The following is a 22315-nucleotide window of genomic DNA, read 5'->3' on the forward strand; positions in this document are numbered from 1 at the left end:
TAAAACAATTGGTAAGAAGTAATTTATCCTAGTTATCTAGGACAGCCCCTTTTTTAATATCAAGCAAGATTCCCGCCTACGCGGGAATGACGGCATTTCTTGTGTTTCAGGCTTATTTTTCCCAAACTGTTGTGTAAACAACGCGGTTGATTTCTACACCTTAATATAGCCCACATTAGGCAGCCTGAAAACAAAAAAACAGCCAGTTGCAAAAAACAACTGGCTGCTATTCATTATTCACATCAAAAGATTACAACACCACGCGGCGGAAATCTTTCAACAAGTTTGCCAAGAACACGGTAAAGCGCATACCTGCCGCGCCATCAATCACGCGGTGGTCAAACGACAAGCTCAATGGGCACATCAAGCGTGGTTCAAACTCTTTGCCGTTCCAAACAGGTTTGATTTGCGATTTGCACACGCCCAAAATCGCCACTTCGGGTGCGTTCACAATTGGCGTAAAGCCTGTGCCGCCGATGCCACCCAAGCTAGAAATGGTAAAGCACGCGCCTTGCATTTCTTGTGGTTTCAATTTGCCTTCGCGGGCTTTTTTGCTCAATTCGGTCAGCTCTTGGCTGATTTCTTTCAAGCCTTTTTGGTCAACATCTTTGATTACGGGCACAACCAAGCCGTTTGGCGTATCCGCCGCAAAGCCAATGTTGTAGTATTTTTTCAATACCAAGTTATCGCCGTCCAAAGAAGAATTGAACTCAGGGAACGCTTTGAGCGCGGTTACAGACGCTTTGATGATAAATGCCAAAGGAGACACTTTCACGCCCGCTTTTTCCCATTCTTTGTTCAAAGTTTTGCGGAATTCTTCCAACTCGGTCATATCCGCTTCTTCGTTCACGGTAACGTGCGGAATCATTACCCAGTTGCGAGACAGGTTTTGACCCGAGATTTTTTTGATACGAGAAAGCTCTTTCACTTCCACTTCGCCAAATTTGCTGAAATCCACTTTTGGCCATGGCAACAAGTTCAAGCCGCCGCCCAAAGAAGCAGCCGCGCCACCTGATTGCAACACGCCTTTCACGAATGATTTAACGTCATCCGCTGTGATGCGACCTTTTTGACCAGAACCTTTAACCGAACCCAAATCCACGCCCAATTCGCGTGCCAATTTGCGGGTTGAAGGGCCTGCGTGCGCTTTGGAGAATGTGGCTTCGTTGATGGCAGAAGATGCCGCAACAGGAGCGGGAGCGGGCGCAGCGGGAGCAGGCGCAGCAGCTTGTTCTACGGGAGCAGGTGTAGCGGCAGGCGCGGGTGCAGCAGCAGGAGCAGCGTGTGCAGGAGCCTCTGCGGCGGCTACGCCTGTTTCAACGGTCAAAATCACCGAACCTTCGGAAACTTTATCGCCCACTTTAATTTTCACTTCTTTTACTACACCGGCCGCATCAGCAGGCACATCCATTGTGGCTTTATCGGTTTCCAGTGTAATCAGAGTTTGGTCTAATGCGATGGTGTCGCCCGCTTTTACTTCAACGGCAATCACATCTACATTATTGTGCCCGCCAATATCGGGGACTTTAATTTCTACAATGCTCATGAGTTTTCCTTGAATGAGTCTATTTAATGAAAAATGGTTTTCAGGCTGCCTGAAAAACGTGTTTCAGGCTGCCTGAATCAAACGCTGATTACAGATTCCAGCTTGCTTCGCGGTTAGCGTCGATACCGTATTTTTCAATGGCTTGTTGAACCACTTTCGCATCAACTTTGCCTTCTTTTGCCAAACCGCTCAATGCAGCAACCACAACGTTGTAGCGGTCCACTTCAAAGAATTTACGCAAGTTAGCACGGCTATCGCTGCGACCAAAGCCATCAGTCCCCAACACAGTGAACGATTGACCCGCAGGAATACCAGGGCGGATGCGTTCAGCAAAGGCGCGAACATAGTCGGTTGATGCCACAATCGGACCAGCATGACCTTGCAATTGGCGAGTAACAAATGGAACTTTTTGCTCTTTGGTTGGGTTCAAACGGTTGAAGCGTTCAACTTCCATGATGTCGCGGTGCATTTGGTTGAATGATGGGCAAGACCATACATTAGCTTCCACACCGAAGTCGTCTTTCAACAGTTGAGCCGCCGCAATCACTTCTTGCAAGATTACGCCAGAACCCATCAGTTGAACTTTCTTATCGCTCTTACCGCCTTCTTGCAACAAGTACATACCGTTCAAGATTTCTTGCTCAATGCCTTTGCGCGCAGGCATAGCAGGGTGAGCATAGTTTTGGTTCATCACGGTTACATAGTAGAACACGTTTTCATGTTCCACATACATACGGCGCAAACCATCATGCAAGATAACAGCCAACTCGTATTGGAATGTTGGGTCATAAGTGTGGCAGTTTGGAATCAAATCTGCTTGGATGTGGCTATGACCATCTTGGTGTTGCAAGCCTTCGCCGTTCAAGGTGGTGCGACCAGAAGTACCGCCCAACAAGAAACCGCGTGCATTCATATCACCTGCTGCCCAAGCCAAGTCGCCAACACGTTGGAAACCGAACATAGAGTAGTAGATATAGAATGGAATGGTGGTGTAACGGCTGTTTGCGTAAGAAGTTGCCGAAGCAATCCATGAAGAAATCGCACCAGGTTCGTTAATACCTTCTTGCAAGATTTGACCATCAGTTGATTCTTTGTAGTACATCAACTGTTCTTTATCTTGTGGAACGTAGTGCTGACCTTGGGTGTTCCAAATGCCGATTTGGCGGAACATACCTTCCATACCAAATGTACGGCTCTCATCAGGCACGATGGGCACAATGCGTTTGCCCAATTCTTTGTCTTTAATCAAAGTGTTCAAGATGCGAACGAATGCCATAGTGGTAGAAAATTCGCGGTCGCCACTTGATTCTAATTGAGTTTGGAATGCGCTCAATTCGGGGATAGGCAAGGTTTCGTTGTTTGGATTGCGATATGGCAAGTAACCGCCCAATGCTTTGCGCTGACCGTGCAGGTAGTTGTATTCAGGCGTGCCTTCTGCGAAGCGAACGTATGGCAGATGACTGCTTTCAATTTGCGCGTCCGTTACAGGGATGTTGTGGCGGGTACGGAATTGTTTCAATGAAGGAACATCCATTTTTTTCGCTTGGTGGACGGTATTTTGCGCTTCACCTGCTGCGCCCATGCCGTAACCTTTAACGGTTTTAGTCAAGATAACAGTCGGTTTGCCGTTGGCGTGGTGCACTGCTTCGTAGTAGGCGTTGTACACTTTAACGGGGTCATGACCACCAAATTCTAGGTTGTAGATTTGTTCATCGGTTAAATCGGCAACCAATGCTTTCAATTCGGGTGTGTTGAACAGGTGTTCGCGGATGTATGCACCATCTTTGGAATGGAAGTTTTGATAATCGCCGTCCACGATTTCTTCCAAGCGTGCTTTCAATGCACCAGTAGTATCTTTTGCGAACAGGGCATCCCAACTGCCGCCCCAAATTACTTTGATGGCATTCCAGCCTGCGCCACGGAAGATGCCTTCGTATTCTTGCATGATTTTGCCGTTACCGTTTACAGGGCCGTCCAAACGTTGCAAGTTACAGTTAATCACGAAAATCAGGTTGTCCAATTTTTCGCGTGCTGCCAATGCGATTGCGCCTTGTGATTCGGGTTCGGTCATTTCGCCGTCGCCGCAGAAGCACCATACTTTGCGACCTTCGGTTTTGGTTAAACCGCGTGAATCCAAGTATTTCAAGAAGCGTGCTTGGTAGATGGACATGAGCGGACCAAGACCCATAGACACAGTTGGGAATTGCCAGAAATCAGGCATCAGGTGTGGGTGTGGGTAAGAAGACAAGCCATCGGTAAAGGCTTCTTGACGCAAGTTGTCTAGTTGCGCATCGCTCAAACGACCTTCAACATAAGCGCGTGCATAGATACCGGGGGCAGAGTGTCCTTGTGTGAATACCAAATCGCCTTCTACGCCGTCGCCTTTGGCTTTCCAGAAGTGGTCGAAACCTACGTCATACAATGTTGCGGCAGAAAGGAATGAACCGATGTGCCCGCCCAGTTCCAAACCTTTGTGTTGCGCGTTAATCACCATTGCGGCGTTGTTCCAGCGAACAGCGGCGCGGATGGCGTGTTCTAGGCTTGCATCGCCCGGCATGGCAACTTGTTTGCTTGTTGGGATGGTGTTTTGGTAGGGGGTATTGATGCCAGCGGGTACGTTTACGCCTTCATCTTTGGATGTGCCCAAAAGTTGTTCCAACAAGAAACGTGCGCGATCAACGCCTTCGTTTTCCACCACTGAGCGAATTGCATCAACCCATTCCTTGGTTTCAATGGGATCGACGTCGTTTACTGCATTGTAGGTTTGAGACATGGTGTCTATCCTTCCAGGTTGTGAAGTTAAAACTTCGGTTGCGAAATCGTTATTCAATATTAAAGATGCCTTCAAGCACCCTTTCATGACACGAACTTAAAACATTGGAATTGTAGCCCTAATGGGTTTGAATAGCAAACTTAGGCAGCCTGAAAGTTTGTTTTACGTCATAAAACAATGATATGTTTTTCAGGTTGCCTTAGAACCTCTATTCACTATTTTCATGGGCATCTTTTATGCCCTAAAAACGTGGCTACTGCGTTAAAAATGCTCGCAAGGTGTCCAACCTTGCTGTGCTTTTTGCCTTGTATCCGCGATTTTATGCCATCAAATTTGCCTATGAAAATAGTGAATGCAGGTTCTTAATGGGGAATTTTGTTGCTATTGGGCTGTTAAGCGTGGCAAAATTTTGCCCTTTTTAGCGGGCGCGATGGGCGTTGTTATTATGAATAAGTTAGTTCCTACTTTTCATATTTTGTCGCAACTGGGTATGTTTTTTGCCTTGTTGATTTTGATGCCAACAGTGGTGTCGTATGTGTATGAAGATGATGCGTTTCCTGTTTTTTGGCACACGGCGGCGATTTCTGAATTATTGTTTTTTTTGATTTGGTTGTTATGCCGCAAACGGCAGCACGAATTGCGCCCGCGCGATGGTTTTTCGCTGGTGGTGATGCTGTGGCTGGGCTTTGCCTGCATTGCAGCGTTGCCGTTTTATTATTATTTTGCCGAAATATCGTTTACCGATGCGTTTTTTGAAGCGATGAGCGGGCTCACGACCACGGGGGCAACGGTGATTTCGGGCTTGGATAATTTGCCGCCGTCTATCAATTTTTGGCGGCATATGCTCAACTGGCTGGGCGGCATGGGGATTATTGTGCTGGCGGTGGCGATTTTGCCGATGCTGGGCGTGGGGGGGACGCAGTTATTCAAGGCGGAGATTGCGGGCGTGCACAAAGATAAAACTTCGCCGCGCATCTCGCAAACGGCAAAGCAGCTTTGGCAGTTTTATTTGGCGTGCACGCTGTGGATTGCGATTGCGCTGCGTTGGGCGGGGATGAATTGGTTTGACGCGATGTGCCATGCGATGTCGTCTTTTGCGCTGGGGGGATTTTCCACCCATGATGACAATATTGCGTTTTTTAATTCGCCCGCGATTGAATGGGTGATTATTGGCGCAACGCTGCTGGGTGGTATCAATTTTGCCAACCATTTTGCAGCGTTGCGGCAAAAATCGTTGCGCCATTATTGGCAAGATGAAGAATTTCGCACCATGATTTTGTTGCTGGTGGGCAGTATTGTGGTGGTTTCTTTGTATTTGAGTTATAAGGATTTTTATTCGCTGCCCGATGCGTTTCGGTTTGTTACGTTTAATTATGTTTCCATTGGTTTGGCGAGTGGTTTTTCTAATGCCGATTTTGCGACTTGGCCGTTGATTGCTTCGCTGTGGATGTTTTTTTTGGCAAATATTTTGGCGAACACGGGTTCAATGGGCGGCGGGGTGAAGCTGGTACGGATTTTGGCGTTATGCAAAATTTTGAAGCGCGAGATGACGCTGTTGCAGCATCCGAATGCGGTTCATGTGGTGAAAGTGAACGGGCATAAGCTGTCTGACCATGTGGCGATGGCGATTGCGGCGTTTGTGTTTGTGTATTTTTGCACGGTTACGCTGTTTACTTTTATCTTGATGATTTCGGGGCTGGATTTGGTGAGCTCGCTGACGGCGGTGATTGCGTGCATTACCAATGCGGGGCCAGGTTTGGGCGTGGTGGGGCCGAGCCATGATTACACGGTGTTGAGCACGGGGCAAAAATGGATTTGCGCGGTGGTGATGCTGCTGGGGCGGTTGGAGATTTTTACGGTGTTGATGTTGTTTACGCCTGCTTATTGGCGTAAATGATTGTTAAAACGAAACGTGCAGGGCAGGGCGCACGTTGTGCAAATCCAACAATTATCATTTACAAATGAAATGTTTGCGGGGTTTGGTGTGATTTTGCTAGACGGCAAATGTAAACATGGGCAGAATGCGCCAAGTTGGCGTTGTTGGATGGCTTGGTGAACAACGTTGTTTTTTTGTTAAACATATCTGTGAGGTAAATAAAATGGCTCAATCTAAAATTGATGTTAGCGGCATGACCAGCAAACAAGACGGCGACCGTTTGGTGGAAGCCACCAGCAATGTGGCGGGCGTGCGTTTTGTGAATGCGAACCATGAGGGCGGTTATGTGGTGGTTACGCATACGGATGATTTTGATGCTGCGGCTTATAAGGCTGCGGTGAATGCGGCTGGGTTTAGCGCGTAAGATTTTGGATGATAAAAAACGGTTTCAGGCTGCCTGAGACCGTTTTTTTGTTGGGTGGATGGGCAGCCTGAAAATCAAAATGGAACGGCGACGGCTTGTCGCCAAATGATGTCTCAATAAGGCTTTACTGATTGGCAAGATGTCGGCGAGCCGCCGACGCTCCATGAGTGGCGTGTTTCGCTATGCGTTTTCAGGCTGCCTTTCTCTGCGCCAACACGCGCTCTACGGTGTCCACAATGGCTTGCGTTTGTGCGTCAATTTCAATGTTGATGCAATCGCCCACTTGGCGGCTGCCAAATAGGGTGCGTTGCAGGGTTTCGGGGATAAGGTGGACGTTGAATTCTTGTGTGGTTACGTTGCTGATGGTGAGACTGCATCCGTCTAGCCCGATAAAGCCTTTGGGCAGGATGTAGGGCGCGAGTTGCGGGGGCAGCCTGAAATAGAGTGTGCGGTTGTGCGCGTTTTGTTCTATGCGGCTGATGGGGGTGGTGGCGATGATGTGCCCGCTCATAACGTGCCCGCCGATTTCGTCGCCAAAGCGGGCGGCGCGTTCTAAATTGACGCTGTCGCCTGTTTTCAGGCTGCCTAAGTTGGTTTTGGCGAGTGTTTCTGCCATTAAGTCAAAAGTGGCTTGGTTGCCGTTGATTTGGGTGATGGTGAGACAGCAGCCGTTGTGGGCGATGGATGCGCCGATTTGTAGGTCGTGCGCCATGTGCTCGGGCAGGGCGACGGTGTGGCTGCGGAAATCTGCGCTGGGTTGGTGGATGTGGACGATTTTGCCTGTGCCTTGCACGATGCCTGTAAACATGGGGGTTCCTTGTGGTGGGGTGGATTGGGGGGTGGGATTTTAGCATTTTTGTGAGATGGGGTTTCAGGCTGCCTTGGGTGGGTGATTAGGCAGCCTGAAACTCAATCCATCCAGCAAAAAACCGTTTGGCGCAACAGCAAACGGTTCTATTTTCAGGCTGCCTTTGTGGCTTGGCGAAGTGCGCAAGCGGCGTGCGCAGCAAAGCGGCATATCCTACGGCTTGGGCAATAGATTAGGCAGCCTGAAAGTCAATCCATCCGACAAAAACCGTTTGGCGCAACAGCAAACGATTTGGTTTTCAGGCTGCCTTTGCTGCCTACGCTATTCACACCGTGCCAATTTCGCTATCGCACACCACCGCCTGCACGCCGTTCGCCTGCCAAACATCCTGCCAGCACGCCGCCACATCTGCGCTTGCCGCCGCCACAATCGGCATCGGCGCGCCCGCGTGCAACGCATCCGCCAACGCCTGCGCCATCGCGTTATCGTTCACGCGCCAGATAATTGCATCAGCTGCTTGCGCCGCGCGAAACTGCGCCGCATTGTCCACCGCCGCCCACACGCTGCGGTTGGCGTTTTCAGGCTGCCTATTGTGCTGCAATGCGTTGTGTTGCTGCCAATCGTCAAACGGCAGCCAAATGGGGTCGTGCGGGGCTGCCATGTGCGGGGGCATCACGCGGTATGCGCCCGAAGCATTTTCGCCGTGCAAACCCGTTTTCAGGCTGCCTGAAAAGGCGGTTGGCACGGCTAACGAAGCGAGCAATGCGGTGTTGGCGGGCAGCATCGGCGACACGGTGAAATCGCCCGCTTGTTGCCACGCCCATTGCTGCTGCTCCCGTGCTTGCAATGTGCCGCGCCATTCGTGCACCGCCACGCGGAAAAAGCGCAGGTTCACATGGGCGTGTTCATAGCGGTAAAACTTCGTCAGCCACGGCGTAGCGTGCAGGATTTCCACGCCCAATTCTTCCATAAACTCGCGTTGCAGCGCGGCAAATTCGCTTTCGCCTACTTCCACTTTGCCGCCCGCAAATTCCCAGTAGCCCGCATACGGTTTGCCCGCTGGGCGCGATGAGAGCAGAAATTCGCCGCGTTCGTTAAACAAGATGCCTGCGACAACGTGGATTTTGGGGGGCATGGGGTTTCCTTTTTAGTGGATTGGGGGAGACGATGATTGGGGGGTAAAGGCAGCCTGAAATTTAAAATGGAGTGGCGACGGCTCGTCGCCAAAGTTACCAACTATTTAGAACCTGTATTCACTATTTTCATAGGCATCTTTAATGCCCTAAAAACGCGGCTACTGCGTTAAAAATGCTCGCAAGGTGTCCAACCTTGCTGCGCTTTTTGCCTTGTATCCACGCTTTTATGTCATAAAATCTACCTATGCAAATAATGAATACAGATTCTTAATTCAACATGATTTTGTTGGTTAACAAGATGTCGGCGAGCCGCCGACGCCCCATCGGTTACAGGTTTTGCAAAGGTTTCAGGCTGCCTTAATGGTTTGCAAAATCGTTCACAAAACCCGTCCACAAAAAAACAAACAGCGCGAAATCTCACGCTGCTTATTCTGGTAAACACGTTTAGCCGTGCAAACTTTCCATGCGAATCATCACCACAGGCGCGGCAACGGTTTCTTGCGCTTCAATTTCCGCAATCGCCGCCTTGATGTTTTTCTCCACGGTGGAATGCGTCAAAATCACAATCTCGGCGTGGGTGCTGTCTAGCACGCTTTTTTGAATCAAGGCTTCAATGGAAATATCGTATTTTGCCAACACCGCCGCCACCGCCGCCAGCACGCCTGCTTGGTCTTGGGTGGACATCCGCAAATAATAGCTGCTGGTGATGTCGTCAATGGACAAGAAATTTTGCGCTTCCACTTTGTCGGATTGGAAGCCCAGCAGCGGCACGCGGTTCTCGCTGTCGGCATCCAGCAAGCGGCAGATGTCAATAATATCCGCCACCACCGCGCTGGCAGTAGGCAACGCGCCCGCGCCCGCGCCGTAATACAGCGTTTCGCCCACCATATCGGCTTTTACGCGCACCGCGTTCATCACGCCGTTCACATTTGCCAGCAAGCGGCTTTCAGGCAGCAGGGTAGGGTGCACGCGCAGCTCAATGCCTTTTTCGGTGCGTCGCGTGATGCCCAGCAGCTTGATGCGATAGCCCAGCTCTTCGGCGTATTGAATATCGCGGCTGTCTAGCTTGCTGATGCCTTCCAAATAGCACGCGCCAAAGTTCACAGGCGTGCCAAACGCCAGCGCAGACATAATCGTGATTTTGTGCCCCGCATCGTGCCCTTCTATGTCAAAAGTGGGGTCGGCTTCGGCGTAGCCCAAATCCTGCGCCTGCTTCAACACATCGGCAAAGGTTGCGCCTTTTTCGCGCATTTCGCTCAAAATAAAATTGCTGGTGCCGTTGATGATGCCCGCGATGCTGTGAATGCGGTTTGCCGCCAAGCCTTCGCGCAGCGTTTTGATGATGGGAATGCCGCCTGCCACCGCCGCTTCAAAGTGAATCATCACGTTGTTTTTTTCGGCAAGGGCGAAGATTTCGTTGCCGTATTCGGCGAGCAGTTTTTTGTTGGCGGTAACGATGTGTTTGCCGTTTTCAATCGCTTGCAACACGGCATCTTTGGCGATTTCTGTGCCGCCGTATAGCTCCACCACAATGTCCACATCGTCGCGTTGCACCAATTCGGTGGGCTCGGTTACCACCGCCGCTTGTGGGCAAAGCTGCCGCGCCCGCACGGTGTTGCGCGTGCACACGGCGGTTACGCGCACTTCGCGCCCCAATCGCCTGCTGATTTCTGCTGCGTTGTCTTGCAGCACTTGCGCGGTGCCACCGCCGACTGTGCCCAAGCCCAAGATGCCAATGTTTACTGCTTGCATAATGAATGTCCCTGATTAAGAACCTGTATTTACTATTTTCATAGGCATCTTTCATGCCCTAAAACGCGGCTACTGCGTTAAAAATGCTCGCAAGGTGTCCAACCTTGCTGCGCTTTTTGCCTTGTATCCACGCTTTTATGCCATAAAATCTGCCTATGAAAATAGTAAATACAGGTTCTAAAAAATATTTGTAAAATTTGTGAAAAAATAAGCCCGCGATGGTAAACCATTTCAGGCAGCCTGAAAACCAATCAACACAATAAATCTTAATAAATCAACTGAATTGGTGGGCGGATGGGATTGGGCTAAATGATTGGATGCGGTGAAATGGTTTTGGCTTTGCAACGCTGCTTGGGGATTTCAAAGGCAGCCTGAAACCTAAGAACCTGTATTCACTATTTTCATAGGCATCTTTAATGCCCTAAAAACGCGGCTACCACGTTAAAAATGCTCGCAAGGTGTCCAACCTTGCTGTGCTTTTTGCCTTGTATCCGCGCTTTTATGCCATCAAATCTGCCTATGAAAATAGTGAATACAGGTTCTAAAATGGAACAGCGGCTCGCTGCCAACGTTTATTAAACATCGCATGACTGGTTAGCAAAGATGTCGGCGAGCCGCCGCCGCTCCATCGGTTGCAGGTTTTACAAAGTTTTCAGGCTGCCTTAATCGTTCAAAGGCAGCCTGAAACCGCTTAAACGTTTAAAACCGCTGCTATCTCATCAAACCGCATCGGCACAAGGCTTAACCCCAAGCCAAATGGTTTGAACGCCTTGTTAAAGAGTTCCGCCGACACCGCGCGGTCGTTTTCCAGATTGCTCAACGATGGCAGCGAAACGCCCACCAGCTTGGCAAACTGCGCTTGCTTTAAGCCCAGCATTTCAATGCGCAGGCGTTTGAGTGCTTGCCCTTGCGTGAGCTTGCCTTGCCAGAGCTCGCGCAGAATTTGGTTGCGAAATTCGCTGCGCTGTTGGGCGGAAAGCGTGGTTTTGTTTTTGCTGACGCGTGGTTGTTTGAATGCGCGTGGTTGTTTGGGTGTGGTCATAGCAATCCCCAGCGTTTGAATTTGGTGGGTAGGTGGTCGTAGCCCAAGCCCGCCATGTCTAGGATGCGGGTGGGCACGCCGCGTTGTTGTAGGTTGTGTTTCAAATCCAGCAGTTTTTCGGCGGTGGCTTGGAGTGTGGATAGCAGGGTATCGGGGTCGGTTAAATCGGCGAACGATTGGGCGATGGCAGGGAAGTCGTATTCGCCGCCGTTTTCCAGCGGTGCGCCCCAAGTGGTGCTGCGGATGATGCCTTCGGGGTCGGCTTTCATTGGGGCAAAATCGTAAATTGGGGCAAATTCTATGCTGCCTGCGCTGCGGATAAAGGCGGTGTTGCGCCCGTGGTTGTCGCTGTTGCCAAACGCAATATTGAGCAAATCGCGCTGCAACCATTGGCTAATCCACGCGTCAGCATCAAGCTGGAAGCCCTGCGCTTGCGCTAAATGGCTGCGCTGGATTTTGTGCACAATGGCGCGGATGGTGTCGCCGTGGTTTAAATAGCTGCCCACGCCGCGTTCCAATAGGGAATACACGCTTTCCATCGCCAGCCGCGTGGTTTGCCCTTGAGCCTGCGCCACATCAAAGCGCGGCAGCCACAACGATGGATAACGCTCGCCTTCTTCCAGCTTCATCTGCGCCACATCCATGCTGGCAAAGCCCAGCGCGGCTAATGCGTGATAAAAATGAAACTCAGCGCGCAAAATATCGCAATCAATCGGCGTGCGTTGGTTGCGCGGATATTTCACCAAATAATACGCATCGGCTGATGTGCCATCTTGTTGATTGTCAATCCAAATTTCGCCACTTGGTGTTTGGCGCAGCAGCAATTTGGGGGCTTCGCCGCCTGCGCCTGTTGCGCCACCTGCAATTGCGCCGTGTTCTTGCGCGTATTCCAAAAAATCGGCTTGGCGGTTAATCGCTTCGGCAGCCTGAAAATGCCGCGTGGCGGCTTCAGGCGGCACGGCTTGTTTGATGCGCACATTGCCAATCGGCGCAATCGTGCCGCGTTGCAGCAGCGTGTAGTTTTGCTGGTTTTCAGGCTGCCTGCCTATGCCCAAATGCTGCACCCAATAGCGGCGGCTCGCGCCCGATGGGATGATGTCGTCCAAAAAGGTAAACGGCTGATGCGGATAACCCATGATGTTTACAGGATAATTCAGCCCCAGCGCGTACACATCGTCTTTTTCCCAGCAAAGAAAATCGCCGTTTTCGGCTTGGCAAAAGGCGTAATCGTTTAGATAATCCAGCCGCGTGCAGGCAAAATCCGCGTTAAACGATAATTCGGCGGCATCGTGCCATTGCTGGTGATGAAAAATTTGAAGCGTCAGGTTTTCAGGCTGCATGGTGTGGCGCAATAAAAAATAAGAAACCCGAGTATTATAACGAAAATAAGCCGATAATTTATAAAATTTGAGAAATTATTTGTTTTCAGGCAGCCTGCGTAGCGAAGCTAAAACTATTTAAGGCAGCCTGAAAACCATTATTAAGGAATAGACACCATGCAATTGAACGACCAAACCGCACTCGCGCCCATCACCATTGATGGCTACACCGCAGGCGAAATCATCATCAACCAAACCGCCTATCTGCACAACGTGCAATTGGGCGACGATGTTGCCCCTTGTTTACACGCTTCGCCGCATGATTTGGCGTTGCCCGATTTTCAGGCTGCCCTACACGCGGGCGCGGAAATCATCCTGATTGGCACGGGCGCAAAGCAGCAATTTTTGTCGCCCAAGCTGGCGGCGGAATTATCGGCACACGGCGCGGCATTGGAGTGCATGACCACCGCCGCCGCCTGTCGCACCTACGCGCTGCTTGCCAGCGAAGGGCGCAAAGTTTGGGCTTGGCTGTGGGTGTGAAGCCAAGCCAATCCAATCCAGCCTAATAAAGGCAGCCTGAAAATCAGTTTGGCGCAGCTAAAACCATTTGCACCATTGTTCTGCCCATCCATTTGGGCTGGGCTCAACTGTTTTCAGGCTGCCTTACAAACGCTATTTAGCGTAACGATAAAATCCCACGCGCAAATTAGGTAAAACCGCAAAAACTTGTTAAAATGCGCCACTTTGCATTTCAGGCAGCCTTAAAGCCTGCTATTCCAACATCCAACGCACACCATGAAAACCAATCTACTCAACTACAACCTAAACGGCTTAACCGACCACTTCGCGCAAATGGGCGAAAAACCCTTTCGCGCCAAGCAAGTGATGCGTTGGATACACCAAAGCGGGGTGCAAACCTTTGACGAAATGACCGACCTTGCCAAAGCCCTGCGCAGCAAGCTAGAAGACAACGCCGTTATCGGCATCCCTGCGCTGATGACCGCGCAAGAAAGCCGCGATGGCACGCGCAAATGGCTGCTGGATGTCGGCACAGGCAACGGCGTAGAAACCGTATTCATCCCCGAAGCCGAGCGCGGCACGCTGTGCATTTCATCGCAAGTGGGCTGCGCTTTGGAATGCACATTCTGCTCAACAGGGCGACAAGGCTTCAACCGCAATTTATCCGCCGCCGAAATCATCGGGCAGCTCTGGTGGGCAAATAAAGCCTTAGGCGTAACGCCCAAAAACGAGCGTGTGATTTCCAACGTGGTGATGATGGGCATGGGCGAGCCGATGGCGAACTACGACAACGTCATCACCGCGCTGTCTATCATGCTGGACGACCACGGCTATGGATTAAGCCGCCGCCGCGTAACCGTGTCCACATCGGGCATGGTGCCACAAATGGATAGATTGAAAGACGATATGCCCGTTGCCCTTGCCGTGTCGCTGCACGCATCCAACGACAAAGTGCGCGATGAAATCGTGCCGCTGAACAAAAAATATCCGCTCAAAGAGCTGATGGCCGCCTGCAACCGCTATCTTGCCAAAGCCCCGCGCGATTTCATCACGTTTGAATATGTGATGCTGGATGGCATCAACGATAAGCCCGAACACGCCCGCGAGCTGGTGCAGTTGGTAAAAGACACACCGTGCAAATTCAATCTGATTCCGTTCAATCCGTTCCCCAATTCGGGCTACGAGCGGTCTAGCAACAAAAATATCAATATTTTCAAAGAAATTTTAATGGAAGCCGACTTGGTTACCACTGTTCGCAAAACACGCGGCGACGACATCGATGCCGCGTGTGGGCAGTTGGCGGGTCAGGTGCAAGACAAAACCAAACGCCAAGCAAAATGGCAACGAATTTATGTGGAGACCCATAATCATGTTTAAACAACGTTTATCCCGCTTTGTGGTGATGTGTGCAACCGCTTGCGTGTTGGCAGGCTGCGTGTCCGAAAACCCGCAGTTCACGGAATTTAAACCCGAAAGCAAAAGTGAAAAACGCAAAAACAACGCTCGCATCAAAACCGAGCTGGCGATTCAATACACGCAAAACCGCGATTATCGCTCTGCCGTGCAAGCCATTGATGGCGCGATTCAAGACGACCCCAGCTTTGAAATCGCGTGGCTGATTCGCGCCCAAGTGTATCAACACCTGAAAGTGTACGACAAAGCCGAAGAAAACTTCCGCCACGCGCTGTCTATGAAGCCCGATAGCGCGGAAATCAACAATAACTACGGCTGGTTTTTATGCGATGCGATGAAACACCCCAACGATGCGATGGTTTATTTTGACAAAGCCTTGGCCGACCCCACTTATCCCAGCCCTGAAATCGCCAATATGAACAAGGGCATTTGCTCCGCGCGCGCAGGGCAAATTTCTATGGCGGAAACCTATTTTGAACGCGCGTTGCAGCTTAATCCCGATTTTGTGCCCGTGTTTAAAGAACGCGCTCGCGCGCATTTGCAGCAGCATAAAAATGCGGTGGCGGATAAAGAGTTCCGCCACTATCAAAGCCGCGTGGATAGATTAAGCGCGGACGATTTGCTGCTGGGCTGGAAAATCGCCAAAGCCAACAACGAAATGCAGGCGGCTTCTGAATACGAAGCGCAATTGCGCATGAATTACCCCTATTCCCCAGAGCTGGAAGCGGTTGGCGGCAAGGGGGATGATGAGTAATGAGCAAGGCATCTAAAAAACACACCGAAACCGATAATCCCAGCAACAAAGCCGCCGATTTGGGCATTTTGCTGCGCGCCAAGCGTGAGCAAAAACAGCTTTCCATTGGCGAAGTGTCCGAACGCTTGAAATTGCCCGCACGCCAAATTGAAGCCTTGGAAAACGGCGACTACAACAGCTTGCCCGAGCCTGTGTTTGTGCGTGGCTTTTTGCGCAGCTACGGGCGGTTTCTGGATTTGGACGAATCCACGCTCAACGATGCGCTGGAAAACGTTGTCCCCAGCGAAAAAGTGCGCAAAGCCATTCAACACGATGGCAGCCTGAATTTTGCCAACGAAACGCCCAAACGCCCGTTCCCTACTTGGATTTTTGGCATTATCGGTGTCGCCATCATTGGCTTTGGCGTGTACAAATGGCAAACCAAATCGCAAACGGAACACGCCAACGCCAAGCAAGAAGCGGAAAGCAAACCGCTGATTGCCAGCGAAACCGCAAAGCCCGCGTTGGATAACCCCAATGTGGTGGTGAAACCGATGACCGCCAGCGACACGCAAACGCAAACCGCCACCCCGGCCAGTGCGCCCGCAGGCGTGGCAGGCGAATTGGTGATTAATGCGCGTTATCGCACCATGCTTACCGTTACCAACGCCAAGGGCGAAGTGTTGATTAACGAGATTGTGCCCGCGCGCAGCGAGCATCGTTTCCAAAATGGTGCGCCGTTTGAAGTGCGGCTGGGCTATGCCAGCGGCTCAACGGCAACGTTTGGCGGCGAGCCGATTGACATGAACGCCGCGCGTAAAAATGGCAAAACGGCGACCTTTACCGCTGGGGCTTCTGCGCTGCAGTAAAGTTTGCGCCGATAAGGCAGCCTGAAAAACTGTTGCGCTGTTGCTGGCGCGGGATGCGTTTTCAGGCTGCCTTTGCTGAAAAAGCCGTTCACCCGCGCATCCATAGGCAGCCTGAAAACCCGAAATGACCTTTTCCATTCAATCCACACTATTCTTACACCCCTTTTCAGGCTGCCTTCTCCATCATAGGCAGCCTGAAACCCGGTTCAACCAAGTAAACATCACGCACACACCATGAAACCCATCCGCCGCGCCACCCATCAAGTCCAAATTGACCACATCACCGTGGGTTCAGACCACCCCGTTGTTATTCAATCCATGACCAACACCGACACCGCCGATGCGCCCGCCACCGCGCAGCAAGTGAAAGAGCTGGCAGACGCGGGCTCGGAAATGGTGCGGATTACCGTAAACAGCCCCGCCGCAGCGGAAAAAGTGGGCGAAATTCGCCGCCGTTTGGACGACATGGGCTGCGCCGTGCCGCTGATTGGCGATTTCCACTTCAACGGCGAACGCCTGCTCGCCGAGTTTCCCGACTGCGCCCGCGCCTTGTCCAAATACCGCATCAATCCGGGTAACGTGGGCAAGGGCGTGAAAGGCGATGAAAAATTTGCCTACATGATTCGCACCGCCGCCGAACACAACAAAGCCGTGCGCATCGGCGTGAACTGGGGTTCGCTAGACCAAAGCCTTGCCAAAAAAATGATGGACGAAAACCTTGCCGCCGCCGCGCCGAAAACGCCCGAAGAAGTGATGAAAGAAGCGTTGATTGTGTCGGCGTTGCAATCGGCGCAAAAAGCGGTGGATTTGGGGCTGCCTGAAAACAAGATTATCCTGTCGTGCAAGGTGTCTAATGTGCAGGATTTGATTGCCGTGTACCGCGATTTGGGCAGCCGCTGCGCCTATCCGCTGCATTTGGGGCTCACCGAGGCAGGCATGGGCAGCAAGGGCATTGTGGCGAGCACCGCCGCGCTGTCGGTGCTGCTGCAAGAGGGCATTGGCGACACCATTCGCATCTCGCTCACGCCTGAGCCCAACAGTTCGCGCACGCAGGAAGTGATTGTGGCACAAGAGATTTTGCAAACCATGGGGCTGCGCTCATTCACGCCGATGGTTACCGCTTGCCCCGGATGCGGGCGCACCACCAGCACGGTGTTTCAAGAATTGGCGCGGGATATTCAGCAATATCTGCGCGAGCAAATGAGCGTGTGGCGTTGGCAATACCCAGGGGTGGAGAGCTTGAACGTGGCGGTGATGGGCTGCGTGGTCAATGGGCCGGGCGAGAGCAAGCTGGCGGACATTGGTATCAGTTTACCTGGCACGGGCGAAACGCCCGTTGCGCCTGTGTATGTGGACGGCGAGCGCAAGGTTACGCTCAAAGGCGACAATATGGCGGCGGAATTTTTGGCGATTGTGAAAGAATATGTGGAAGCCAATTATGGCGAGGGCGGCAAAAAGCGCAGCCAAAACAAAATCATCCCGATTCAACCGAGTTAAAAAGGCAGCCTGAAAATGAAAAAATCCATCAGCGAACAGCAGGCAGACAACCGCGATTTACGCTTTTTGCTGCTGCAACTTTATATGAAAAATAACGCGAAAATGGAACACCAAGTGTTTATTTACAGCTTTCGCGGCGTGTTGAACGCGCAAGCCAATCCGTTTCACTATGTTTACAGCGCGATACCGCCCAACGTGCGCAAAAGCATCGTGCTGCAAAACTTGGCTTCGGGCGAGATGATGCAGGCGTTTATTTCGTCTGTCCGCATGGATGACGGACAAATGGGCTGGCAGATTGAGAACACGGTGATTTACGCCAACCGCAGCGGCGTGTTGATGCAGATTGGGCTGGATGGCGAGAAAACGGCGAAAACGGATAAATATCGCCAGTTCTTGAATTTGGTGCAGTCGTTTATGCACCAGTTTCAGTAATCGGTTTCAGGCTGCCTTATCTATTGTTGATTGAGGCAGCCTGAAAAGTATTTCAAAGCTGAAATCTTTGGAGCGTCGGCGGCTCGCCGACATCTTGCTAACCAACAAAACCATGTTGAATTAAATTTGGCGACGAGCCGCCGCCGCTTCATTTTAGATTTCAGGCTGCCTGAACCATCCCCACCATGCCCGCATTCCTTTTCCCATCCACCCTTTATCTCGCCGCGTTGTGCCTTGGTATCATCGCCAGTTTCAGGCTGCCCACTGTTGGGGCGTGGCAGCTTTGGGCGGCTGCGCTGGTGGCTGCATCGGCATGGGCGGTTTACAGCGCGAAACGTGGTCGCTCAGCCCATTTTCAGGCTGCCTTTGCGCTTACTTGCGCGCTGGCGGGGGCGGCGTATGGCATTGTGCGCACGCAAAATGCGCTTAATCATCAATGGACTGTTGCCAATTCGGCGCAGTCCGTTTTGTTACGTGTGCAGGTTACGGGACTGCCCGAGCGCGATGAGCAGGGCAGAACGCGCTTTGTCGGCGTGGGGCAGCCTGAAAATGGTCGGGCGTATCGGCTGCTGTTTACGGATTATGCGGCGCGGGATTGGCGCGTGGGCGAAATGTGGCAGGTGAAGGCGCGGGTAAAGGCGGCGGTGGGGATGCGCAATGCGGTGGGGTTTGACAGCGAAGCGTGGGCGTTGGCAAATGGTTTGGATGGCACGGCTTCGTTGGCAAAGGAGCGTTTCAGGCTGCCTGAACGGGCGCGGTGGACGTGGTTTAATCGGCAGCGCGAAGCAGTGGTACGTGGTTGGCAGGGTGCAGCGGCGCGTTATCCGCAGGGGGCGGGGCTGATGCGCGCGCTGGCGGTGGGCGATAAAAGCGGCGTGTCGGCGCAAACTTGGGCGGCGGTGCGTCCGCTGGGGCTGAACCATCTGTTGAGCATTTCGGGCTTGCACGTGGGCATGGTGGGCTGGTTGGCGGCTTGGCTGGCAACGCTGTTGCTGCGCGTGTTGCCGCGTGTGCCGCAATCGCCGCGCGTGTGGGCTTCGGCGGTGGGCTGGGCGGCGTCGGTGGTTTATGCGGGGCTGGCGGGGTTTGATGTGCCTGCGCTGCGCAGCGTGTTGATGATTGGCGTGTTTGCGTGGGCATGGGCGCGGCAGCAGCGGGCAGGCTCGTGGCACACTTGGTGGACGGCGATGACGGTGGTGTTGCTGTGGCAGCCTGCGGCGGTGTTGTCGGCGGGATTTTGGCTGTCGTTTGGGCTGGTAGGCGCGTTGATTTGGGCAACGGCGGGGCGCAAAACGCCGCGCGATGTGCTGGACTACATTCATAACGATGATTTCAGGCTGCCGCAATTAACGTGGCGCGACAAGCTGCGGCTGGCGGCGCAGGCGCAATGGGCGGCGACGCTGCTGGGCGGAGTGGCGACTATTGCGCTGTTTGGCTTGCTGCCTGTGTTTTCGCCGCTTGCCAACGCGCTGGCGATTCCGCTGTTTTCGTGGCTACTCGCGCCGCTGGCGTTGTTGGCATCCGCCTTGCCGTTTGACGCGCCCAAGCTGGCGGCGGCTTGGCTGGGTGAAAACGTGGTGGCGGCGATTCAATGGGCGGGGGCGCGGTTGCCTGAAATGGCGTTTGCCCACGCGCCCGCGCCGTTATTGCTACTGGCGGCGATGGGTGCGCTGCTGCTGTTGTTGCCCAACGGCACGCGCGTGAAACCGCTGGCGTGTTGCGCGTTGGCGGCGTTTGCGCTGTATCGCCCACCCCAGTCTGCCGCACAAGGCAGCCTGAAAATCACCGTGTGGGATGTGGGGCAGGGTTTGTCTGTTTTGCTGCAAACCGCGGCGCACAATCTGCTGTACGACAGCGGCACGGCACACGCCGCCGAAATGGCTCTGTTGCCCAACCTACGCGCCGCAGGCATCACGCGCCTAGATGCCATCATCGCATCGCACCACGACGACGACCACGACGGCGGTTTTCCCGCCGTGCAACAGCGTTACCCCGCCGCCGCGTTATGGGCAGGGCAGCCTGAAAACTACCCCCGCGCCCAATACTGCCAAAGCGGCAAAACATGGAAGGCAGACGGCGTGTATTTTGAATGGCTCACGCTGCCACACACGCCCGCCACCCCCGACAACGACGCAAGCTGCGTGCTGCGCGCCATCGCAGGCAAACACGCGCTGCTGATTATGGGCGACCTAAGCGCACGCGGCGAAGCGCAACTGCTCGCCCAATACGGCGACGCGCTGCAAAGCGATGTGCTGATTTTGGGACACCACGGCAGCAAATCATCCAGCAGCAGCGCATTCATCAACCGCGTCGCGCCACGCTGGGCGATTGCCAGCAGCGGCTTTGCCAACGCCTACCACCACCCGCACCCCGATGTTATTCACCGCCTAGCCGCGCACGGCGTAACCCTGCTGCGCACCGATACCCAAGGCGCGTGGGGCATCACATTGGCAGGCGATGAAATGGATGCGCAGCAGATGGCGCGGGGGAAATATTGGTGGCAGAAAAAGCCGTTTGGGGCGGGGGAGTGAGTTTCAGGCTGCCTGATTGGGTTTTCAGACTGCCTAATTATGCGCACATCGCCGCGCACAAAAAACACGCCTTGCTGAAAAAACAAGGCGTGTTGGGTGGATAGGCTTATCAGTGGATTTTGCTTTCGGGTTAAATAATCGCTTCAATGCCCTTATTTTTCACCAACGTCAGCAGCTTTAACGCCGTGCCGCTGGTTTTTTTTACCCCGCGTTCCCAATCGGAAACTTGGTTTTTGCTGATGTTGAGATGTATCGCAAAGGCAGCTTGCGTAAGCTGCTTTTTTTCGCGTATCGCGCGGATTTCTTCGCCCGTGAGCGGTTCGGCGCGGGTGAGACAAGCGTCGTTGTAATGTTGCATTTCTTTATCATCTATTGCGCCTACTTGATGCAAGGCGGCAGCGATGCTGTGGATGCTTTCGCGGATGTCATTTTTGTATTGCATGTGAAACATTTTTCGGATTGAAAATGACTATGGGGAGTGTGAATACAGGTTCTTATACCTAAAATTGTACCTAAATTTCCTTGCATACAATGGCAAACGCCAGCCAACAAAAAAACCGCCCAAATCGTGATGATTAGGCGGTTTTCTTATTTCCTGCGGTTAGCTAAAAATAGCTGGAAAATAGTGTTTGGTGGAGGCGGGGGGAATTGAACCCCCGTCCGAAAGTCCTCTACAAAGCGTTCTACATACTTAGTTGTGTCAATTTAGAAATCTTGTTTCTATCGCGCCGACCAACAGGCTTTCAAGAAACCAGTTGCCTTTAATCTCGCCCCCTGCCAAGCAACCCGACAGGAAACCAGCCAATGTGAAATGATGTTGCGGCGAGTTGCCCCGCACAGCCCATTGGCGAGCTGCTGCAACAGCTTGGCATTAAGCAGCCAAAGCGTAAGTTTCGTCGTTTGCGACTATTTAGATTCAGTGTTTTACGAGTTACTGAAAACTCGGTATGCCCGCATTTGCTTCGCAACCCCCGTCGAAACCAAGGTCGCCCCCAAATGAGAAAGCGCGATTATACGCGGTTTAGGGCAGCCTGAAAACAAGATTGTAGCGAGATTGGCAACTCGCAAAACCATCAGGCAGCCTGAAAACAAAAAACCTTTATAATGCAGCCCATTCATCAACAGGAAACCCCCATGTACAACGTCAATACCCACGACGTGCGCCGCTTTTTCGCCCACGTTTGGCAACACCGCTTCGCTCCGCTGCAACTGGACGCGCTGCAACGCAAAGCCCTGCGGATTATAGAAGCCCACCCCGAATACGCCCATTATCTTGAAAACATAGAACAATACCTAGACCACAACTGGACACCCGAGCAAGGCGAAACCAACCCGTTTTTGCACCTATCCATGCACCTATCCATACAAGAGCAAGTCGGCATAGACCAGCCCTTTGGCATACGCGCCATACACCAAACCCTGTGCGCCAAGCACCGCGATAACTGGGTTGCCGCCGAGCACGACATGATGGACGCGCTCGCCGAAACCCTATGGGAAGCGCAGCGGTTCAATCGCGGGCTAGATGTCAATAACTATATGACCAAATTGCGAAAACTGGTGCACTTGGGGCAAGAAGACAACGCCCGCATCAACCCGCACGAAGTCCCACTTTCCACCGAAATCACTTCGCGCAAATAAAGGCAGC

Annotated in this window: 22 protein-coding genes and 1 other RNA gene; 11 read left to right on the plus strand and 12 right to left on the minus strand. The window is 52.5% G+C overall.

What is annotated here, in order from left to right; all coding sequences use genetic code 11:
- Positions 1 to 250: 250 nt before the first annotated feature.
- Both aceF and aceE read right to left on the minus strand, forming a co-directional pair.
- Entirely contained in the window at positions 251 to 1546 is a 1296-nt protein-coding gene (gene aceF, locus Q4A85_RS05555; RefSeq protein ID WP_303108390.1) for a dihydrolipoyllysine-residue acetyltransferase, read from the minus strand.
- Between the two features lie 88 nt (positions 1547 to 1634).
- Complete coding sequence (gene aceE / locus Q4A85_RS05560) at positions 1635 to 4319, minus strand: pyruvate dehydrogenase (acetyl-transferring), homodimeric type (protein ID WP_303108392.1); 2685 nt, start codon at positions 4317 to 4319, stop codon at positions 1635 to 1637.
- Positions 4320 to 4764: 445 nt separating this feature from the next.
- On the opposite strand from aceE, the gene Q4A85_RS05565 reads away from it, so the two are divergent.
- Complete coding sequence (locus Q4A85_RS05565; RefSeq protein WP_303108394.1) at positions 4765 to 6216, plus strand: TrkH family potassium uptake protein; 1452 nt, start codon at positions 4765 to 4767, stop codon at positions 6214 to 6216.
- A 202-nt stretch (positions 6217 to 6418) separates the two neighbouring features.
- The gene (locus Q4A85_RS05570; protein ID WP_303108395.1) at positions 6419 to 6619 is read left to right on the plus strand and encodes a hypothetical protein; all 201 of its coding nucleotides are present in this window, start codon (positions 6419 to 6421) and stop codon (positions 6617 to 6619) included.
- A gap of 24 nt (positions 6620 to 6643) precedes the next feature.
- On the opposite strand, the gene Q4A85_RS05575 is transcribed toward Q4A85_RS05570, so the two are convergent.
- The 7 genes from Q4A85_RS05575 to Q4A85_RS05605 all read right to left on the minus strand — a co-directional run bounded on the left by Q4A85_RS05575 (position 6644) and on the right by Q4A85_RS05605 (position 12697).
- Positions 6644 to 6784 carry a hypothetical protein gene (locus Q4A85_RS05575; protein ID WP_303108397.1) on the minus strand — a complete coding sequence of 47 codons (141 nt, stop codon included), beginning with the start codon at positions 6782 to 6784 and terminating at the stop codon, positions 6644 to 6646.
- 25 nt (positions 6785 to 6809) lie between these two features.
- The gene (locus tag Q4A85_RS05580; protein WP_303108399.1) at positions 6810 to 7427 is read right to left on the minus strand and encodes a riboflavin synthase subunit alpha; all 618 of its coding nucleotides are present in this window, start codon (positions 7425 to 7427) and stop codon (positions 6810 to 6812) included.
- 63 nt (positions 7428 to 7490) lie between these two features.
- The gene (locus Q4A85_RS05585) at positions 7491 to 7637 is read right to left on the minus strand and encodes a hypothetical protein (protein ID WP_303108401.1); all 147 of its coding nucleotides are present in this window, start codon (positions 7635 to 7637) and stop codon (positions 7491 to 7493) included.
- Positions 7638 to 7752: 115 nt separating this feature from the next.
- On the minus strand, positions 7753 to 8562 hold the full coding sequence (locus tag Q4A85_RS05590; RefSeq protein ID WP_303108403.1) for an NUDIX domain-containing protein: 810 nt from the start codon (positions 8560 to 8562) through the stop codon (positions 7753 to 7755).
- Positions 8563 to 9007: 445 nt separating this feature from the next.
- The gene (locus Q4A85_RS05595; protein ID WP_303108405.1) at positions 9008 to 10315 is read right to left on the minus strand and encodes a homoserine dehydrogenase; all 1308 of its coding nucleotides are present in this window, start codon (positions 10313 to 10315) and stop codon (positions 9008 to 9010) included.
- Between the two features lie 691 nt (positions 10316 to 11006).
- On the minus strand, positions 11007 to 11357 hold the full coding sequence (locus Q4A85_RS05600; protein ID WP_303108407.1) for a helix-turn-helix transcriptional regulator: 351 nt from the start codon (positions 11355 to 11357) through the stop codon (positions 11007 to 11009).
- Positions 11354 to 12697, minus strand: a complete 1344-nt coding sequence (locus tag Q4A85_RS05605) for a type II toxin-antitoxin system HipA family toxin (RefSeq protein ID WP_303108409.1) — start codon at positions 12695 to 12697, stop codon at positions 11354 to 11356. The genes Q4A85_RS05600 and Q4A85_RS05605 overlap by 4 nt, the downstream gene beginning before the upstream one ends.
- 156 nt (positions 12698 to 12853) lie before the next feature.
- Here Q4A85_RS05605 and Q4A85_RS05610 point away from each other — a divergent pair, with 156 nt between their 5' ends.
- The 6 genes from Q4A85_RS05610 to Q4A85_RS05635 all read left to right on the plus strand — a co-directional run bounded on the left by Q4A85_RS05610 (position 12854) and on the right by Q4A85_RS05635 (position 18139).
- Positions 12854 to 13216 carry an Mth938-like domain-containing protein gene (locus Q4A85_RS05610; protein ID WP_303108410.1) on the plus strand — a complete coding sequence of 121 codons (363 nt, stop codon included), beginning with the start codon at positions 12854 to 12856 and terminating at the stop codon, positions 13214 to 13216.
- Positions 13217 to 13471: 255 nt separating this feature from the next.
- Positions 13472 to 14572, plus strand: a complete 1101-nt coding sequence (gene rlmN / locus Q4A85_RS05615) for a 23S rRNA (adenine(2503)-C(2))-methyltransferase RlmN (RefSeq protein WP_303108411.1) — start codon at positions 13472 to 13474, stop codon at positions 14570 to 14572.
- On the plus strand, positions 14562 to 15362 hold the full coding sequence (gene pilW / locus Q4A85_RS05620) for a type IV pilus biogenesis/stability protein PilW (protein ID WP_303108485.1): 801 nt from the start codon (positions 14562 to 14564) through the stop codon (positions 15360 to 15362). The genes rlmN and pilW overlap by 11 nt, the downstream gene beginning before the upstream one ends.
- Positions 15362 to 16210: a helix-turn-helix domain-containing protein gene (locus Q4A85_RS05625; protein ID WP_303108412.1), complete on the plus strand. Its 849-nt coding sequence runs from the start codon at positions 15362 to 15364 to the stop codon at positions 16208 to 16210. Before pilW ends, Q4A85_RS05625 begins: the two co-directional genes overlap by 1 nt.
- A 234-nt stretch (positions 16211 to 16444) precedes the next feature.
- Positions 16445 to 17707, plus strand: coding sequence for a flavodoxin-dependent (E)-4-hydroxy-3-methylbut-2-enyl-diphosphate synthase (gene ispG / locus Q4A85_RS05630; RefSeq protein ID WP_303108413.1), 1263 nt, complete (start codon positions 16445 to 16447; stop codon positions 17705 to 17707).
- A gap of 15 nt (positions 17708 to 17722) precedes the next feature.
- On the plus strand, positions 17723 to 18139 hold the full coding sequence (locus Q4A85_RS05635; RefSeq protein WP_303108415.1) for a hypothetical protein: 417 nt from the start codon (positions 17723 to 17725) through the stop codon (positions 18137 to 18139).
- 20 nt (positions 18140 to 18159) lie between these two features.
- Here the strand turns inward: Q4A85_RS05635 and Q4A85_RS05640 are convergent, their stop codons facing one another.
- The gene (locus Q4A85_RS05640; protein ID WP_303108417.1) at positions 18160 to 18291 is read right to left on the minus strand and encodes a hypothetical protein; all 132 of its coding nucleotides are present in this window, start codon (positions 18289 to 18291) and stop codon (positions 18160 to 18162) included.
- 33 nt (positions 18292 to 18324) lie between these two features.
- Between Q4A85_RS05640 and Q4A85_RS05645 the strand changes: the two genes are divergently transcribed.
- Together Q4A85_RS05645 and Q4A85_RS05650 are read left to right on the plus strand one after the other, a co-directional pair.
- Entirely contained in the window at positions 18325 to 20670 is a 2346-nt protein-coding gene (locus Q4A85_RS05645; protein ID WP_303108419.1) for a DNA internalization-related competence protein ComEC/Rec2, read from the plus strand.
- Positions 20637 to 20774 (plus strand): hypothetical protein, encoded by a 138-nt coding sequence (locus Q4A85_RS05650; RefSeq protein WP_303108421.1) that lies wholly within the window; start codon positions 20637 to 20639, stop codon positions 20772 to 20774. Before Q4A85_RS05645 ends, Q4A85_RS05650 begins: the two co-directional genes overlap by 34 nt.
- A 26-nt stretch (positions 20775 to 20800) precedes the next feature.
- On the opposite strand, the gene Q4A85_RS05655 is transcribed toward Q4A85_RS05650, so the two are convergent.
- Both Q4A85_RS05655 and ssrA read right to left on the minus strand, forming a co-directional pair.
- Positions 20801 to 21112, minus strand: a complete 312-nt coding sequence (locus tag Q4A85_RS05655) for a DNA-binding transcriptional regulator (RefSeq protein ID WP_303108423.1) — start codon at positions 21110 to 21112, stop codon at positions 20801 to 20803.
- 188 nt (positions 21113 to 21300) lie between these two features.
- Positions 21301 to 21664, minus strand: a transfer-messenger RNA (tmRNA) gene (gene ssrA / locus Q4A85_RS05660).
- A 140-nt stretch (positions 21665 to 21804) separates the two neighbouring features.
- Here ssrA and Q4A85_RS05665 point away from each other — a divergent pair.
- The gene (locus Q4A85_RS05665) at positions 21805 to 22308 is read left to right on the plus strand and encodes a DUF1841 family protein (RefSeq protein WP_303108425.1); all 504 of its coding nucleotides are present in this window, start codon (positions 21805 to 21807) and stop codon (positions 22306 to 22308) included.
- Positions 22309 to 22315: the final 7 nt, after the last annotated feature.

Origin of the sequence: Kingella sp. (in: b-proteobacteria) (assembly GCF_030527935.1) — a bacterium.
Classification (GTDB): domain Bacteria; phylum Pseudomonadota; class Gammaproteobacteria; order Burkholderiales; family Neisseriaceae; genus Kingella_B.